The 16,153-nt window shown below is 45.4% G+C and carries 16 protein-coding genes and 1 riboswitch; of the genes, 12 read left to right on the top strand and 4 right to left on the bottom strand.

The window, feature by feature from the left end; all coding sequences use genetic code 11:
* Positions 1 to 104 precede the first annotated feature (104 nt).
* The gene (locus tag C0Q44_RS19070) at positions 105 to 1,331 is read right to left on the bottom strand and encodes a glucose-1-phosphate adenylyltransferase (RefSeq protein ID WP_105408838.1); all 1,227 of its coding nucleotides are present in this window, start codon (positions 1,329 to 1,331) and stop codon (positions 105 to 107) included.
* 193 nt (positions 1,332 to 1,524) lie between these two features.
* Here C0Q44_RS19070 and glgB point away from each other — a divergent pair, with 193 nt between their 5' ends.
* Both glgB and glgA read left to right on the top strand, forming a co-directional pair.
* Positions 1,525 to 3,531 (top strand): 1,4-alpha-glucan branching protein GlgB, encoded by a 2,007-nt coding sequence (gene glgB, locus C0Q44_RS19065; RefSeq protein ID WP_105408837.1) that lies wholly within the window; start codon positions 1,525 to 1,527, stop codon positions 3,529 to 3,531.
* Positions 3,528 to 4,970: a glycogen synthase GlgA gene (gene glgA / locus C0Q44_RS19060; protein ID WP_105408836.1), complete on the top strand. Its 1,443-nt coding sequence runs from the start codon at positions 3,528 to 3,530 to the stop codon at positions 4,968 to 4,970. Before glgB ends, glgA begins: the two co-directional genes overlap by 4 nt.
* A gap of 64 nt (positions 4,971 to 5,034) precedes the next feature.
* On the opposite strand, the gene C0Q44_RS19055 is transcribed toward glgA, so the two are convergent.
* Complete coding sequence (locus C0Q44_RS19055; protein WP_105408835.1) at positions 5,035 to 6,210, bottom strand: M20 family metallopeptidase; 1,176 nt, start codon at positions 6,208 to 6,210, stop codon at positions 5,035 to 5,037.
* Between the two features lie 182 nt (positions 6,211 to 6,392).
* Between C0Q44_RS19055 and C0Q44_RS19050 the strand changes: the two genes are divergently transcribed.
* The 3 genes from C0Q44_RS19050 to C0Q44_RS19040 all read left to right on the top strand — a co-directional run bounded on the left by C0Q44_RS19050 (position 6,393) and on the right by C0Q44_RS19040 (position 9,653).
* A complete protein-coding gene (locus tag C0Q44_RS19050) occupies positions 6,393 to 7,856 on the top strand; it encodes an ABC transporter substrate-binding protein/permease (protein ID WP_105408834.1) in 1,464 nt (487 codons plus the stop codon).
* Entirely contained in the window at positions 7,843 to 8,565 is a 723-nt protein-coding gene (locus C0Q44_RS19045) for an amino acid ABC transporter ATP-binding protein (protein WP_105408833.1), read from the top strand. The genes C0Q44_RS19050 and C0Q44_RS19045 overlap by 14 nt, the downstream gene beginning before the upstream one ends.
* Positions 8,566 to 8,783: 218 nt before the next feature.
* A riboswitch (cyclic di-AMP (ydaO/yuaA leader) is annotated at positions 8,784 to 8,979 on the top strand.
* Positions 8,980 to 8,981: 2 nt separating this feature from the next.
* Entirely contained in the window at positions 8,982 to 9,653 is a 672-nt protein-coding gene (locus tag C0Q44_RS19040; protein ID WP_105408832.1) for a 3D domain-containing protein, read from the top strand.
* 122 nt (positions 9,654 to 9,775) lie between these two features.
* On the opposite strand, the gene C0Q44_RS19035 is transcribed toward C0Q44_RS19040, so the two are convergent.
* Positions 9,776 to 10,567, bottom strand: coding sequence for a polysaccharide deacetylase family protein (locus C0Q44_RS19035; protein ID WP_105408831.1), 792 nt, complete (start codon positions 10,565 to 10,567; stop codon positions 9,776 to 9,778).
* A 154-nt stretch (positions 10,568 to 10,721) separates the two neighbouring features.
* On the opposite strand from C0Q44_RS19035, the gene lpdD reads away from it, so the two are divergent.
* From lpdD to C0Q44_RS19010, 5 genes are all read left to right on the top strand, one after another.
* Positions 10,722 to 11,063, top strand: coding sequence for a prenylated flavin chaperone LpdD (gene lpdD / locus C0Q44_RS19030; protein ID WP_105408830.1), 342 nt, complete (start codon positions 10,722 to 10,724; stop codon positions 11,061 to 11,063).
* 107 nt (positions 11,064 to 11,170) lie between these two features.
* Positions 11,171 to 11,842, top strand: a complete 672-nt coding sequence (locus C0Q44_RS19025) for a PspA/IM30 family protein (RefSeq protein ID WP_105408829.1) — start codon at positions 11,171 to 11,173, stop codon at positions 11,840 to 11,842.
* 96 nt (positions 11,843 to 11,938) lie between these two features.
* On the top strand, positions 11,939 to 12,340 hold the full coding sequence (locus C0Q44_RS19020) for a DUF350 domain-containing protein (protein WP_105408828.1): 402 nt from the start codon (positions 11,939 to 11,941) through the stop codon (positions 12,338 to 12,340).
* A 22-nt stretch (positions 12,341 to 12,362) separates the two neighbouring features.
* Entirely contained in the window at positions 12,363 to 12,869 is a 507-nt protein-coding gene (locus tag C0Q44_RS19015) for a DUF4178 domain-containing protein (protein WP_105408827.1), read from the top strand.
* A gap of 11 nt (positions 12,870 to 12,880) precedes the next feature.
* A complete protein-coding gene (locus C0Q44_RS19010) occupies positions 12,881 to 13,627 on the top strand; it encodes a DUF4247 domain-containing protein (protein ID WP_105408826.1) in 747 nt (248 codons plus the stop codon).
* Between the two features lie 118 nt (positions 13,628 to 13,745).
* Here C0Q44_RS19010 and C0Q44_RS19005 read toward each other — a convergent pair whose 3' ends face one another.
* Positions 13,746 to 14,036: a restriction endonuclease gene (locus tag C0Q44_RS19005; protein ID WP_105408825.1), complete on the bottom strand. Its 291-nt coding sequence runs from the start codon at positions 14,034 to 14,036 to the stop codon at positions 13,746 to 13,748.
* Between the two features lie 167 nt (positions 14,037 to 14,203).
* Here C0Q44_RS19005 and C0Q44_RS19000 point away from each other — a divergent pair, with 167 nt between their 5' ends.
* A complete protein-coding gene (locus tag C0Q44_RS19000) occupies positions 14,204 to 15,472 on the top strand; it encodes a molybdopterin molybdotransferase MoeA (protein WP_105409305.1) in 1,269 nt (422 codons plus the stop codon).
* A 7-nt stretch (positions 15,473 to 15,479) separates the two neighbouring features.
* Positions 15,480 to 16,019 (top strand): molybdopterin-guanine dinucleotide biosynthesis protein B, encoded by a 540-nt coding sequence (mobB, locus tag C0Q44_RS18995; protein ID WP_105408824.1) that lies wholly within the window; start codon positions 15,480 to 15,482, stop codon positions 16,017 to 16,019.
* The last annotated feature ends 134 nt before the right edge of the window (positions 16,020 to 16,153 follow it).

Here is a 16,153-nt window from a genome sequence, read left to right as displayed (position 1 = left end):
AAAAGAAACTTTTCTACAATGATGATTGAACATTCACATTCAAACAATTATATCAACATAAAAAAAGGCGAGCCATCCAAGGCTCGCCTTTTTCTCTGTATATATTATGAAGAAAGTTCACCAGCACGCAGACGACCTGTCTTCTCATAGACATCTTTCAACATACGTACAGGCTGTGTCCGTACAGCTGGCTTGGCAGAGACGATCTCGTTAGGCCCAACGACGACAATCTCATCCCCTGTACCCTTAACAATCGCACCGTCTTTGATAATTGCGCCTTCACCAATGATGGCGCGTTCGATGTGAACTCCACGGCCTATGCGGGCGTTCGGCATAACGACGCTGTCTTTCACATCAGAACCCTTACCCACTTCAGCACCGCAGAAGATCACGGAACGCTCTGCACGGCCTTCAATAGCGCAAGAGTCGTGGATCATGGAAGTCACATGTTCAATTTTCGTATGTCTAGCTTTGTAAGAACTTGGTTTGGAGCGCCAGTCGCGTGTAAACATCGGCCAGTTCTCTTTTTGCAGACTCCAGTCTTGCTCGTTATGCAATAGATCCATGTGTGCGTCCCACAGACTTTTAACTGTACCCACATCTTTCCAATAACCATTAAAGTTATAGACAAAGAGGGGGCTATTCTCATTCAACATTTGGGGGATAACATCTTTACCGAAGTCATGGCTGGATGCCGGGTTAGCGGCATCTTCCATTAGATGTCGTTTCAGGTAATCCCATTTGAACATGTATATGCCCATGGAAGCCAGATTACTTTTCGGTTCAGCTGGCTTCTCGGCAAACTCGGTTACACGCAGATCCGCATCTGCAGCCATGATGCCAAAGCGATGTGCTTCATCCCAAGGCACTTCCATAACCGAAATAGTTGCTGCTGCATCGTTGGTCTGGTGAGCGTCCAGCATTTCACGATAATTCATGTGATAAATATGGTCACCCGACAAAATTAGAACATTTTCGGGGTTTTGTTGATCAATATAGTCAATATTTTTATAAATAGCATCCGCCGTTCCCAAGTATTCGTCATTTCCTGTATGATAAGATGGAAGCAAGGAGATTCCCGCCTCATTCGAGTTGCCATATCCCCAAGGTTCTCCTCCACCAATGTGATCGTGCAATGACTCCGCTTGATACTGCGTTAATACACCTACAGTGTCAATCCCTGAGTTAACGCAGTTACTGAGAGGAAAATCGATGATCCGGTAATGCCCGCCAAACGGTACAGCGGGTTTTGCGATACTTGAGGTTAAAGGAGCTAATCGCTTCCCTTCTCCTCCCGCCAACAGCATAGCGATGCAATCTTTATTAAACATAATCGTTCCCTCCCAAAATATTGTGCAGTGTAGTACATACATAAACGTATAGTGGAGCATGTGAAACGATGTTTACTGTAAAAATTCTGAAAAAATACAACATTTTTTTAAACACAGCATTTTTCTTTTCAACTTGGCTAGAATGGGGTAATGATAACTGTTATATCTATTTTCTTGAGAAGAAGGTGATTTCTTGGCTATTCAACCATTGGCACACCCGGACATTTTGTCGGAGCATATTTATTTATTTCACGAAGGTAACCTTCATCACAGTTATCGAATGTTGGGCGCACAGCCTGAGACTTACGATCACCGTCAGGGCTACCGTTTTACCGTGTGGGCACCAAATGCCGCAGAAGTAGGACTGGCTCTGGACCGTAATGGATGGAAAGGCGAAAAGGAACCTTTATATAAGATACCCGATTCAGGATTTTGGAGTCGTTTTTTTCCGGAAATCAGTGAAGGAACTTTATACAAGTTCCGTATATTAACGGAAGATGGAACAGAGTTGCTTAAAGCGGACCCATACGCGTTTCAAGCGGAGGTTCGCCCTCAAACAGCCTCTGTCACCAGTTCAATCGAAGGGTACAAATGGAATGATGGGGCTTGGAGACGTAAACAACGAGCCTTATATAACAAGCCATTACATATTTACGAAATGCATATGGGAACCTGGAAGCGCAAAGAAGATGGCAGCCTCTATAGTTACCGCGAGATGGCTGATTTGATCGTTCCTTACTTATTAGAAATGAAATATACTCATGTTGAGATGATGCCCCTTAGTGAGCATCCCTATGACCTTTCGTGGGGATACCAGAATACAGGGTTTTACGCGCCAACGAGTCGTTACGGGCATCCGAAAGATCTGATGTATCTGGTGGATACACTGCATCAGGCTGGAATTGGCGTACTGCTCGATTGGGTACCTGCACATTTTGCCAAAGATGCTCATGGTTTGCGTATGTTTGATGGGACCCCCCTTTATGAATACGCAGACCCGATGTTAGCCGAGAAACCAGGCTGGGGTACACTTAGCTTTGACTACTCAAAACCTGAGATTCGTTCATTTTTGATCTCCAATGCATTGTATTGGATGGAGATGTATCATTTTGACGGACTTCGTGTTGATGCGGTTACGAGCATGCTTCGGCTTGATTTTGAGAAAAAGCCAGGACAATACCAAACCAATGATGAAGGCGGTCTTGAGAACAAAGAAGCTGTAGCCTTTTTGCAGCAACTGAATGAGACAGTGTTCAAGTATTATCCTTATGCATTGATGATGGCTGAAGAATCCAGTGCATGGCCAATGGTAACTTTGCCTGTAGATGAAGGCGGTCTGGGTTTCAACTACAAATGGAACATGGGCTGGATGAACGATACGCTTGATTATATGGAGACTGATTTTCACGAGCGTCCTTCCAAACATCATTTGCTGACTTTCCCGGTCGTATACTCCTTTGCTGAAAATTATGTGCTTCCTCTGTCTCATGACGAGGTTGTTCATGGCAAAAAATCGCTTCTCGATAAGATGCCAGGAACATATGAGCAGAAGTTTGCTGGTATGCGTGCTTTTCTGGGCTATTTTATGACTTTCCCAGGGAAAAAGCTGCTGTTTATGGGTGGAGATTTTGGCCAGTTCATCGAATGGAAAGACGAAGATCAACTGGACTGGTTCTTGCTGGACTATGACAGTCACCGCAACTTGCATAAGTTTGAGCGTGAACTGTCGAACCTCTACTTGGGCGAAAAAGCTTTGTGGGAGCTTGATCATTCCTTGGACGGTTATGAATGGATCACTCCGGATGATCAGGATCAGAGTGTCATTTCATATGTACGCAAAGGAAAAAAACCTGCGGATACACTCCTTGTGCTTATTAACTTTCAGCCGGTCAAGCGGGAGCGTTACCGGATTGGTGTCATGCGTCCCGGTATGTATACCGAAATTCTGAACAGTGATCATTCCGATTACGGTGGATCAGGCACAATTAATGATATGCAGCTACCTACCGAAAAAATTCCTTTTCATGGGCATCCGCATAGTCTCGAATTGGATTTGCCCCCGCTAAGCATCGTAATCCTAAAAAAGAACACGCGCCGGAAAACGGATGAGTCACCTGCAAGTGTCGCTTCCGTCAGTTCAAAATCGAGTACCAAAAAAGAGAGTAATACGCTTAAACCGAAGGGGAGGACAAAGGCATGAATATTCTATTTGCTGCTGCTGAAGTACATCCATTTATCAAAACAGGAGGCCTGGCTGACGTAATCGGTGCGTTGCCACTGGCATTGAAGAAGAACGGGGCAGATGTTAGGGTTATTATGCCAAAATACAAGGGGATTCCCGAGGAATATAAAGATGCCATGGAAACAGTTATTACAACGGATGTTCCCCTTGGCTGGCGCAGACCTTATTGTGGAATAGAAATGCTGGTTCATGATGGAATTCCAGTCTACTTTGTGGATAATGAATATTATTTTGAGCGTGACGGGGTGTACGGTTATATGGATGATGGCGAGCGCTTCGCCTTCTTCAACCGTGCGGTTCTTGAAGTATTGCCACAGATTGATTTCAAACCGGATGTGTTGCATAGTCACGACTGGCATGCGGGAATGACCCCTTTGTTGCTCGAAGCTCATTATAGACACGATTCATTCTACAGTGAGATACGTACGGTATTCACCATACATAACTTGTTGTACCAAGGGGTATTTCCACATCAGTTATTCAGTGAAATCCTTGAGCTGGACGATCGATATTTCACAGTCGATGGAGCCGAATATTACGGTAATGTCAATTTCCTGAAATCAGGAATTGTGTTCGCTGACCATGTGACAACCGTGAGTCCTACGTACGCCCAGGAAGTGCAGACATCCTATTATGGATACGGATTGGATGGATTGCTCAGCTCACTTGGAGATCGATTCAGCGGAATAGTGAACGGGATTGATACCAAGAGTTACAACCCGGCAACGGACGCCAAGATTCCGGTAAAATACAGAACGAGTCTGTCCAAGAAAACGGAGAACAAAATTGAGTTGCAAAAAGAACTTGGACTTCCTGTTCGGCCGGATGTACCTCTCATGGTGATGGTCACAAGACTTGTGGATTCCAAGGGGTTAGATCTGGTCTGCCGCATTCTGGATGAATTGTTGTACTATGATGACATTCAATTTGCATTACTTGGAACAGGTGAACAGGCATATGAACACTGGTTCCGTGAAGTCGCGAATCGGTATCCGCTCAAAATGTCTGCCCAGATTACATTTAACGATGGGTTATCCCGCCGTTTCTATGCAGGCAGTGATCTCTTCCTGATGCCGTCCAGGTTCGAGCCATGTGGTATTAGTCAGTTACTGGCTTTGCGTTATGGCAGTGTGCCTTTGGTAAGGGAAACAGGTGGTCTGAACGATACAGTGCAGGCATACAATGAGTTTACTGGGGAAGGGAATGGTTTCTCATTTGAAAGCTTCAACGCACATGACATGATGAATACCATTCGGCGTGCGGAGGAGATCTACAAACAGCCTGAACATTGGAAGAAGATTGTGAAGAATGCAATGAGCGGAGAATACAGCTGGAACGTCTCAGCCGATGAATATATGGATATCTATCGCCGGATTACGCTTGAGCCTGTGAACTGAAAATTGCAAACGGATAAGTATATAATAAGCCACAGCATTCGTGCTGTGGCTTGTTAATTGTGTATTAGCGTGTAGCTTGCTCAAACTCTTTACGGATGGATTGGAGCAGATCCGGCCGGCTGAGGACGTCATAGGCTGTTGTAGCAAGTGCCTTCGCTCCAAGAATCATCCCATCCAACGCCCGTTCTTGAAGTGCAAGGTCACGGAAACCTATCGAGTGCAGTGTATGCACCTCATCTACAACACGAATATAAGGATGAATGGCAGGACATCTCAGGGAAACGTTGCCGATGTCCATGGAGCCGTGATCGTTGCCACTGACAATCTCTTCTTGCGGGATGCCGAGTTCCATGAGATTTTGACTGAAAACAGCAGAAAAGGCTTCATTAGTGACCATCTCATCATAGGACGTTTCGTAATTGGATGTCACCAGCTTGCAACCTGTTTGGAGGGCTGAACCTTTAGCAATCTGAATCACGCGCTCCGAGAGAATATTCAGTTCTTTTCGGGTTGCTGCACGTACATAAAATTGGGCGGAAGCATAGTCAGGAATGATGTTTGCTGCCTGACCGCCATTGTTGATCACACCATGGATTCGAACGCTGCTTTTCACTTGTTGCCGGAATGCGTTGATCCCGTTGAACGTTTGAATCACGGCATCCAGTGCATTAATGCCTTCATGCGGGCTTGCTGCAGCATGTGAAGATCTGCCATGGAATTCGAACTGAACAGCATCAATAGCAAGGGAACTGCCTGACTTTTCATAGGCATAATAAGGATGGGCCATAAGAGCAACATCACAGTCATCGAACAAGCCTGCTTCTGCCATCGGCACTTTGGCACCCCGAGTCTCTTCAGCGGGTGTACCAAATACTTTAATGGTTCCGCCGATTTCATCCAGAATGGATTTCAGACCTACAGCAGCCCCAAGGCTCATCATGCAGATCAGATGGTGACCGCAAGCGTGACCGATTTCCGGTAAGGCGTCATATTCACAGAGCAATGCAATCGTTGGACCGGGTTTGGCGGCTGAATAGGTTCCTATAAAGGCTGTGTCAAGTCCAAGGACCGGAGCTTCGACAGTGAAGCCGTGATACACCAGTTCTTCTTTGAGACGTGCAGAAGCAAGGTACTCTTCATTCCCCAGTTCGGGGTTGGCACCGATGTATGATGAAATGGCTTTGAAACGGGAAGCATATTGATCAATAACCGTCAGAATCTGTGATTTATTAGATGTCATATTAAGCTCCTTCTGCAAAAATGAAAATAATTCATTGATTATATCATGTTTGCTTCATTTTTTCAGAAACAAGTCAACATTTGTAATGTCAAAATGCATTGCATAATCATGCATTGTACTTTATAATGACTCAGTCATCAACATGTGAAGCATACAACGTATTGTAAGGGGAGAGAAAAGGGTTGAAATTGATAAGTCGTTACACTATGATGCTGTTGACCTTTGTCGTTCTGCTGACAACTGCCGTTCCTGTGGCACTTGCAAGTGGAACTACAGGCAATTCAGGCAGTAAAAAGCTGGTGCTCGGTACAAGTGCCGATTTTGCACCATATGAATTCCATAAAGTGATCAATGGCAAAGATGAAATCGTTGGTTTTGATATTGAAATTGCCAAAGAAATTGCCAAAGATCTGGGCGCTGAGCTTGTGATTGAAGATATGGGTTTCGACGGTCTTCTGCCTGCATTGCAGAGCGGTCGTGTCGATCTGGTCGTTTCGGGCATGACACCGACTGATGAACGGAAGAAAAGCATTGATTTTTCCGACACCTACTATAAATCCAAACAAGTAATTATGGTTCGCAATGTGGATAAAGACAAATATCCAACCATGGCAGAACTTGAAAACGCGAAGATTGGCGTGCAGAAAGGCTCCATTCAGGAAACGATCGGACAGAGTATTCCAGGAGCGAAGCTAACTGCGCTTGATAAAATCTCGGATATTGTGCTTCAACTGCAAACGAAACGCGTTGACGCGGCAATCGTTGAGGATACCGTAGCGGCCGGTTATTTGGATGATATTATTGGACTTGCTGCGGCTGTCCCGGACGAAGAGCAAGCAGAAGCTGCAATAGGGATTCGCAAAGGCAACACGGAACTGCTAAGTGTAGTCAATGGAACACTGGAGCGGTTGAAAAGTGAAGATAAAATCAACCAGATGGTGACGGATGCGAGTCTCCTGATGGCTGATAAAGCGAACACATCACAAAATATTTTTGAAGTGTTCTGGCAGTTCAAAAGTTTCTACGCAACAGGTGTAGGCTACACCCTCTTGTTATCCGCACTGGGTGTTATTTTCGGAGTAATTATCGGTTTAATCATCTGTTTGTTCCGTCTGCATGACGTTGCGATTCTGCGCTGGATCGGTACAGCTTACGTTGAAGTGATCCGTGGCACACCGATGCTGGTACAATTGATGATTATCTACTATGGTTTTTCCCTGAGCTTTGGCATTAACTTCACTGCACTTCAGGCAGGTATCATTACACTTTCGATTAATAGTGGTGCCTATCTGGCGGAGATTTTCCGTGCAGGTATTCAAGGTGTGGATCGTGGTCAGTTGGAGGCAGCTCGTTCTCTGGGTATGGGGAGAGGCGCGGCGATGCGCTATATCATATTGCCACAGGCCTTCAAAGCTGTATTACCAGCGATCGGCAATGAATTCATAACCATCATCAAGGAATCCTCTATTATCTCGGTTATCGGTATGGTGGATATTATGTATCAGGCAAGTGTGGTCAAAAACATTACGTATCAAGGCTTGAGTCCATTTTTGATTGCAGCAGCCATCTACTTTGTATTGACGTTCATTTTGTCCAAGTTGCTGGGACGACTGGAAAGGAAGTTGAGTGCAAGTGATAGACGTTAGACAATTATACAAATCTTATGGAAATAACGATGTACTTAGGGGTATCAACGTGACGATAGGCAAGGGTGAAGTTGTCGTTGTGATCGGTCCTTCCGGTTCCGGGAAAAGTACGTTCTTACGTTGTTTGAATCTGCTGGAACAGCCTACATCCGGTGAGATTGATTTTGAAGGTGTATCGATCACGGACCCTAAGCACAATATTAATGCCACTCGTGAAAAAATGGGGATGGTGTTCCAGCACTTTAATCTATTCCCGCACAAAACAGTGCAACAGAACATCACGATTGCTCCGATCAAAGTGAAGAAACAATCGTCACAGGAAGCGGATCAGATTGCAGCAGATCTGCTGAAAACCGTTGGCTTGTCTGATAAAAAAGATACATTCCCGAATCAGCTGTCCGGTGGACAAAAGCAGCGGATCGCCATTGCAAGAGCATTAGCCATGCAGCCGCATGTGATGCTGTTTGACGAGCCTACTTCAGCACTCGACCCTGAGATGGTCGGTGAAGTGTTAGATGTCATGAAGCGCCTTGCAGAAGGCGGCATGACAATGGTCATCGTAACCCATGAGATGGGCTTTGCACGTGAAGTGGGAGACCGAATTTTGTTCATGGATGGTGGGGTAATTATGGAAGAGGGAACACCTGATGAGGTGTTTGGAGCACCCAAACATTCACGTACGCGTGATTTTCTCGCCAAAGTACTCTAAATTAGTACACTGAAATAGCGTTACTGACTTTAAGTCGGTAACGCTATTTTTTGATGCGGATTAACCACATAGAGGTTCGAAAAGTAACTTTTCTGTCACCTGTTATAAATGAATGACCGAGTTGTTTGTTCTGTAATTTCCACTATTCGCTCACATAAAGACATGCCACAAAGCATTTGGTAAGAATTACTACAGGTTCAGGTTACAAAATTGTGATATATTGAACTCTGCCGAAACTTCCGGACAGGAAGTGTGGGGGATGTAACAATGCAGACTGTGTAAGGGGAAGATCGACGCACACTGCTTGGGGTGAATTAGGGGTACATAATGTTTCGAATGTAACAAAGAACCTATAGGGTGGGCTCCTCATCCGAATCCGACAACTAACTTCGCAGGCACAATAAGGGAGGAAGACCATGATTAACAAGAAACGTATAGCCAAGACAGCAATAGCATTAATGACAACAGCAATGCTCATTCAAGCCGTTCCGGCTCACGCAGATTCAGTTCATGTGGCCAAAGAGGGGGATACCTTCTACACCTTATCGAAACAATATGGAGTAGCTCTTAATACACTGGTTAAAGCAAACAACGACATCTCTTCTTACAATATTTATGGTGGCTTGAAAATTACGATTCCCGGCAAAAAAAACACTGTAGCTGCTGCGGCTGCTGAGACCAAAACTCAGGCCAAAATGGTTACAACAGCAAGTCTGGATGTTAAGGCAGATGATAAAGTGGTTTCTGCTTGGGGGAAAACATTCGATTACAGTAAAGCTGTGAACGTAAAAGCAACGGCTTACTCCGCAGATCCGTCTGAAAATGGTGGATGGGGTGCTGTGGATTATTTCGGTAATGATCTTGAATTGGGCACGATCGCAGTTGACCCAAGTATCATTCCACTCGGAACCAAAGTGCTGGTAACAGGACACAGCCATCCTGGATTGCCAAAACAGGCTTTTGTAGCTACAGCTCGTGATGTGGGCGGTGCGATCAAAGGTCACCGGATTGATATCTTTATCCCTGGTAGCAAACAGTCCGTGAGCACCTTTGGGTTTCAGGATATCGAGCTGTACATTCTGAAATAGAAAATGAAATACATCTAACGATTAATTCAAATAGGGTGTCTGTCAGTCGCTAATTGCGATTAACAGGCACCCTTTTAATATTCATCCATAAACTCACGCACCATTGGTCCAATGGATACTTCCTAATCTTTGGCCTTAGGCAACCCCAACATTTCGTCCAAAGTGACCAGTTCATACCCCCGGTTACGCAGTTCCACGATAATTTCGGGCAAAGCCTCAACCGTACCGTTCAGATTCGATCCAACACCGCCTCCTGCGTGTTGCAGAACAATGGAACCCGGTTTCACAGCGGACAAGATGTTATCTTTTACCTTATCCTTGGAAAGGCCTTTCCAATCCAGTGAATCGACATTCCAGTTCACAATACTATAATGTTGTTTGGCAGCCCATTGCAGCTGTTCTTCATTAATATCTCCATAAGGTGGTCGAATCATCTTGGGCGTATATCCCGCCAGATGGCGAATGATATCCCCGGTATGTAAAATTTGTTTGCGAAAGGCATTCATCGACAGCTTACTGAATTCCGGATGATTGTAGCTGTGGTTGCCAACGATATGTCCTTCCTTAACCATGCGTTTCACCAGATCCGGGTGTTTCTCAGCACGACTACCCACAATGAAGAATGTAGCTCTGACTTTATATTTCTTCAGCACATCCAGCACCTGAGGAGTAAACCTTGGATCGGGCACATCATCAAAAGTCAGCGCAACCTGCTTGGTTGAAGGACCATTCGTTTTGAACGTATCGGCATATTTTTGTCGTAGCTGACCCAATGTCAACTGTTCTTCCTCTACGGTATCCGAACTGGATACCGATTCACTTGGCGGGCTTGAGGTATCCCGCGATGAAGCAGGAGAATGGTGTCCTCCGAGAAAAATAACAATTACGAATAACATGATGAGGCGTACACGCATAATAACGGCCTCCTTTTCCCAAAATTACGTTCTCTTTGGTATGCCCGAGGCATCTGGATTTTATGCGTAATGTGAGAAGTTTCATTGCTAATTGATCTCATCACAGCCATAATTCCTCCATATATCACATATAAAAAAGGATAGGTGGATGGCAATGAGTACATACAATTTGAAATCAATATGTTTACAGGTTATTGAAGCAGGAGAGGACAAGGTTTTTTTGGTTACCGGAGGTAAGGCGCATATTGGCGCTGTAGCTACGTTCTATGTGGATCATGAGCGGGTTAGCGGGACAACAGTACATATTCCGGGCCACAAGGAACAAGAGCTATGTGAGCGACTTGCCCGTAAGGCAGCACTCCAGTTGAAAGTAACCGTCACGGTAATTATGGGTATTCATTTTGATGCCATTACACGGATGCAGATCGACGAAATCGTGCAGACTGCAGAGAGGTTGATGGAGGATCATCTCAATAAGGATAAACAATCTTCCTGACCAGATGAAGCGAAAGCTGATTTTATTTGCTAAAATTGAAACGAGTTGTAGAGTATTACGTATGTATAATTATATACGATGTACTATCGACTAGGAGGAATACCATAATGTCCATTTTCAAACGTTTGCGCGATTTAACCATGTCTAATGTTAACGCCATTATTGACAAGGCGGAAGATCCGATCAAGATGACGGACCAATATATCCGTGACATGCAGGAAGATCTGGAAGATGCGGAGAAAGCAGTTGCTGCACAGATCGCCATTGAGAAGAAATTCAAGCAGCTGTTCGAAGAGCAGGAAGCTCTTGTGAAGAAACGTGAAGAGCAAGCTCATACAGCTGCACGTGCACAGAATATGGATCTGGCTCGCCGCGCTTTGGAAGAGAAGAAGGTTGCTGAAGAGAAGATGGCTGAGTACAAAACCAGCTATGATCAGAACAAGGCATCCGCAGATAACCTGCGAGGCAAGCTTGATGAGATGCGTAAGCAATTGACGCAAATGAAGAACAAACGTGAGACATTGGTCGCACGATACAATGCAGCGAAGGCCCAAACCGAAATCAACAAAGCGTTGAATGGTTTTGGTTCGGATACAGCAAGTGCAGGCATGAAGCGTATGGAAGAGAAAATGATGCAGATGGAAGCTCAAGCTGAAGCAAGTAACGAGATGTCATCCAAAGGCAAGTCGCTCGATGAAGAGTTCGAGAAGTTGGGTAAAGATCAGGCTGTTGAGGACGAACTCGCAGCATTGATGAAACAGTACGATAATAAGAACTAACACCTTGGTTGTCAGCAGGGGTTAACCAGCGGAGGAGAAGAGTGTTTCTCCTTCGCTTTTAAATGCGGTTCATGTTGATATGTGGGGGCTGTGTAAATGGATTTGAATATTTTGGCGATGCTGGTCTGGACCGTATCCGGTTCGGTCTTGCTGTTTGTCTTGATGTATGTGGATTCCCTGTTCACGAAGTATAAGGATTTTGCTGAAGTGAAGGCTGGCAATATGGCTGTGACTACACGTATGGTCATGAAATTATTTGCACAAGGGTATGTATTGGCTACATCCATTTCTACGGCTGGTCATCTTGGAGAAGCGTTGTTGGTCTCCGTTGTATCGTTTATCATATTGTTGATTCTGGAAAGTGTCGTACATTTTATGATTCGTAGATGGGCCAATCTGGATCTGGATACGGGAATTCAACAAGGGAAATCAGGATATGGGCTGTTCTCAGGCGCTTTACATATCGTAGGCGCGCTAATTATTGCAGCTTGTTTATAAGATAAGAACAGGAGTAATTCGCATGAGTGTATGGAAACGGATTAAAGGAATACTAACGAAGCCCGAACCACCGCAAGTCGAGAAAACGATGCTTCAGCTCGCACCTGGTGACATCTGCGAGGTTTCTCTGGTAACGTATGAAGTCGTTGGTCGGGTACAAAATCGTGCTCGAAATGCAGTTGTGCTTACGCTGCAGGATGGTACCGCATTTCGATATTTGCATATTGAAGAGCGGGAGATCACCCGTTACGCCCTATATACACCCATTGATGGCAGGCTCGATGCACCTGATGAAGTTCCTACATTACTTGATCTGGATGGGCGTGCATATCATCTCGAGGAAGAGTATGATGGCGTGGTATCCACAGTCGGCAGAACGCCGTATGGTCAGGCAGGGGAGCAATTGGTATGGCAGTATCAGTCGGATGATAACATGCTTCTTCGTGTGGAGTGGCAAGACAGAAGATTTACACTGTATGAGGGTGAGTCCATTCTTACTGCGGATATCAAAGTGATTCGTTCGAGCTAGGAGAGGTTCCAATGAAAAAACGCTTGGCGCATGGATTAAAATTAATGCTGGTCCTCAGCCTTGTGATGTCTCTGTTGTCCGCGTGCGGAGCACCATCTGTTCAAGACACATATCCGCTTGAATCGGTTAGTGGCAGCGGTAACTCGACTTCCTATGTGTACCGAGCTTCGGAACGAACAGTTCCCGAGGTGGCTCAGGAATTGTCGGAGCAAAGGCAACCGGATCAGATCTCGGCCGAGAACACGGAGCGAATGTTCCTTGTGTATCAGGACGAGTATTATCATCTGCAACAAGATCCGAACAAATTGGAGGACACCTTGGTTGAGGTGGACTCGAAGGAATATGTTCGGCAGAACTATGATTCATCCTTTCTGCAAGGTTACCTGACCGCCACACTAATTGGTAATCTGTTCGACTCTTTTGGCGGACGGGGCTATGGGAACTATAGGGGATATACCCATAAGGAAACCTATAAGCCGAGTGCGGGATCTTATCGTGCGCCAACAAGCAATGACAAGAAAGTAGCTCCGCCGCTTACCGTGAACCGCAAAGGTTCGGTTACGAGGCGTGGAAGTGACAAAGATTCGAGTGTAGGCTCCGGTGGAGGATTATTTAACCGCAATAAGGATCAGAGTAAGGGAACCATTGATCGCAACAAGAGCAGTGGTGGCCTTGGCGGGTTGTTTGATTCACCAAAGAAATCCTACAAAAAGCCGAAAACACGTGTGGGCGGCGGTCGGATTATGAGGCGCAGGTAAGCAGGAATAGTTGAAAGAGGCTGAACAGCCCGTTTAATACGTTAAATGCAAGAACAGTGAAAAGGTAAGGCGGGTCCATCTCTGCCAGCGAAATTACCTTGGAGCTGTTCTTTTTGGTTTATGATTTGCGAACATGATTGGATTTGCGTACTCGGGGAATGGTTGATGCAGGCTGTTTGCGAATCCACCGGATAAATGGAATCATTCGTTCATCCTGTCTCAAGGATTGCAGGTCTGTAAGACCAAAGGTTATGATATCGCGATTGGTATATAGCGAATGAATTTGTTTGTGACAGGGGATGCACAGATGGGCCGTTGGCAGAAATGTGCCGCCCATCTCCCTGGGTGTCAGATGATGAATGGTGGTGTTCACAGGTTCTCTTCCGCATAATTCACATCGATCACTCATCTTTTCCCCTCCTTTTGTCCATTGTATTATAGGCAGATCAGCGGACTTTCATGTTGGATATAGCTATGCACTTGTCATCGTGCGGCATTCGGGCTACACTTTCTTAAACGATGATATGTCATTAGGAGGTAAGAGCACCGGTGAAACTGAACTCACATGCATATGATATGACAACTGCCAAATTCAACCGCACAGCGGTTCAAGTGCCGGAAGCCCAAGCCAGAATAGCAGCACGGGTTACTTCTGGCTACATAGAGAAAGTAGACCTTGCATCCGCGCATGGGCGCACACTTGCAGAGACCATCCATGCACCACATCCGTATCCGTTCTTCCGAAGATCAGGTATGGATGGTTTCGCCATTATTAGTACAGATACCATAGATGCTTCAAGTGAACAACAGGTATGGTTTCGTGTAGTCGACGAGATTCCTTGCGGTTATACCTCGGACCATACCATTGTTTCAGGTACAACTGCTCGCATCATGACGGGTGCACAGGTTCCAGAAGGTGCGGATGCGGTGGTCATGATGGAGATGACCGAGAGCAAGGAAGAGAACGGAGAACAGTGGATTGCATTGAAACGGCACATATTGTCTGGTGCTAACATCACACCAATCGGACTGGAAGTTCAGGAGGGTCAGCAACTGCTTGAAGCAGGAACGATCATCAGGGCAGGAGAGCAGTCTGTGTTAGCGACTTTTGGCATTGCAGAAGTCCCCGTATTTCAACGTCCGAAGGTAGCGATCTTTGCAACAGGTACGGAATTGCTTGATGTAGATGAACCATTACAACCTGGACGGATTCGTAACAGTAACAGTTATATGCTGCGTTCTTTGGTCGTTGAGGCTGGTGGAGAGCCAGTGATGTATGGTTTCATTGCGGATGATGTGAATACGGCACGTGCCAAGTTGGAAGAGGCCATTCACGATAATGATATTGTGGTAACAACAGGCGGTGTATCGGTCGGGGATTATGATATTATGGGTGAGCTGGTACTGGAAGAACATATGGAGATGCTGTTTAACAAAGTGACGATGCGACCCGGCAGTGTAACAACAGCTGCTGTATACAAAGACAAATTGCTTTTTGCGCTTTCCGGTAACCCGGGTGCATGTTTTGTGGGTTTTGGACTGTTTGTTCGTCCAACGATTCGTTCCATGCAAGCGGATGCTCATCCCTATTTGGAAGAGTGGACTGCGATTCTGGAAGATGGATACACCAAAGTGAACAATTTCACCCGATTCGTACGTGGGCGCACAGAAATCCGTAACGGAATGGTATACGCAATACCTGCCGCTTCCCGTGTAGATGAATCCAGCGTGATGATCACGATTAAGGATAGTGATTGTCTAATCGTTATACCACCTGAGATAAAAGGCATTCCTGCGGGTGAGCAGGTACGCATTCTCAAACTTCCTTCAGGTCATGTGAGGTAGTTGCAATATGATTAAAATAAGTGGAACCAAACCACATGTTATACAGGTTGTTGGTTATAAAAATACGGGCAAAACCACGATGACGGCTGCGCTGATCGCGTATCTGTCTAATACAGGGCTGAAGGTAGCCGCAATTAAACATGACGGACACGACCATTTCGAGATGGATCACGAGGGAACAGACTCGTATCACTTTGGAGAAGCAGGGGCTTCGGCGGTTGTTATCATGTCCGAGAAGCGGACTGCGATGATAGAGTGGCATGCAACCCGATTGGAAGAGATGCTGAGCCGTCTGACAGGATATGATTGGGTTGTTATTGAGGGATTTAAAGAGGCTTTATATCCCAAGCTCGTAATGGTTAGGGAAAAGAATGATCTGGCCTTAATTGATAAGCTTCAAGCCATAGTAGGGATCATCTCCTGGTTACCCCAAGATTCAGTTCTGGAGCCAGGCACAGTAAGCAGTAACATAGCGTGGTACTCGGTTCATGAGCCGGAATATATAGCTAAATCGTTGTTACAGATGATGAAAGGGAGTAAGTATTAGGGGTTGGTATAGCATTACGAGAAGTTTATAACATAATATATATTATGTAAACTAAACAAAAATAATTTACTACTTAGATAGTAATAAAGAATCAACTAAAAAGCAGCAAATCTTTCTCGGATCGAAATCCTTGA

Source organism: Paenibacillus sp. PCH8, from assembly GCF_002968835.1.
Taxonomy (GTDB): domain Bacteria; phylum Bacillota; class Bacilli; order Paenibacillales; family Paenibacillaceae; genus Paenibacillus.
The sequence above is the reverse complement of the archived record's forward strand: the minus strand, read 5'-3'. Positions and strand labels throughout refer to the sequence as shown.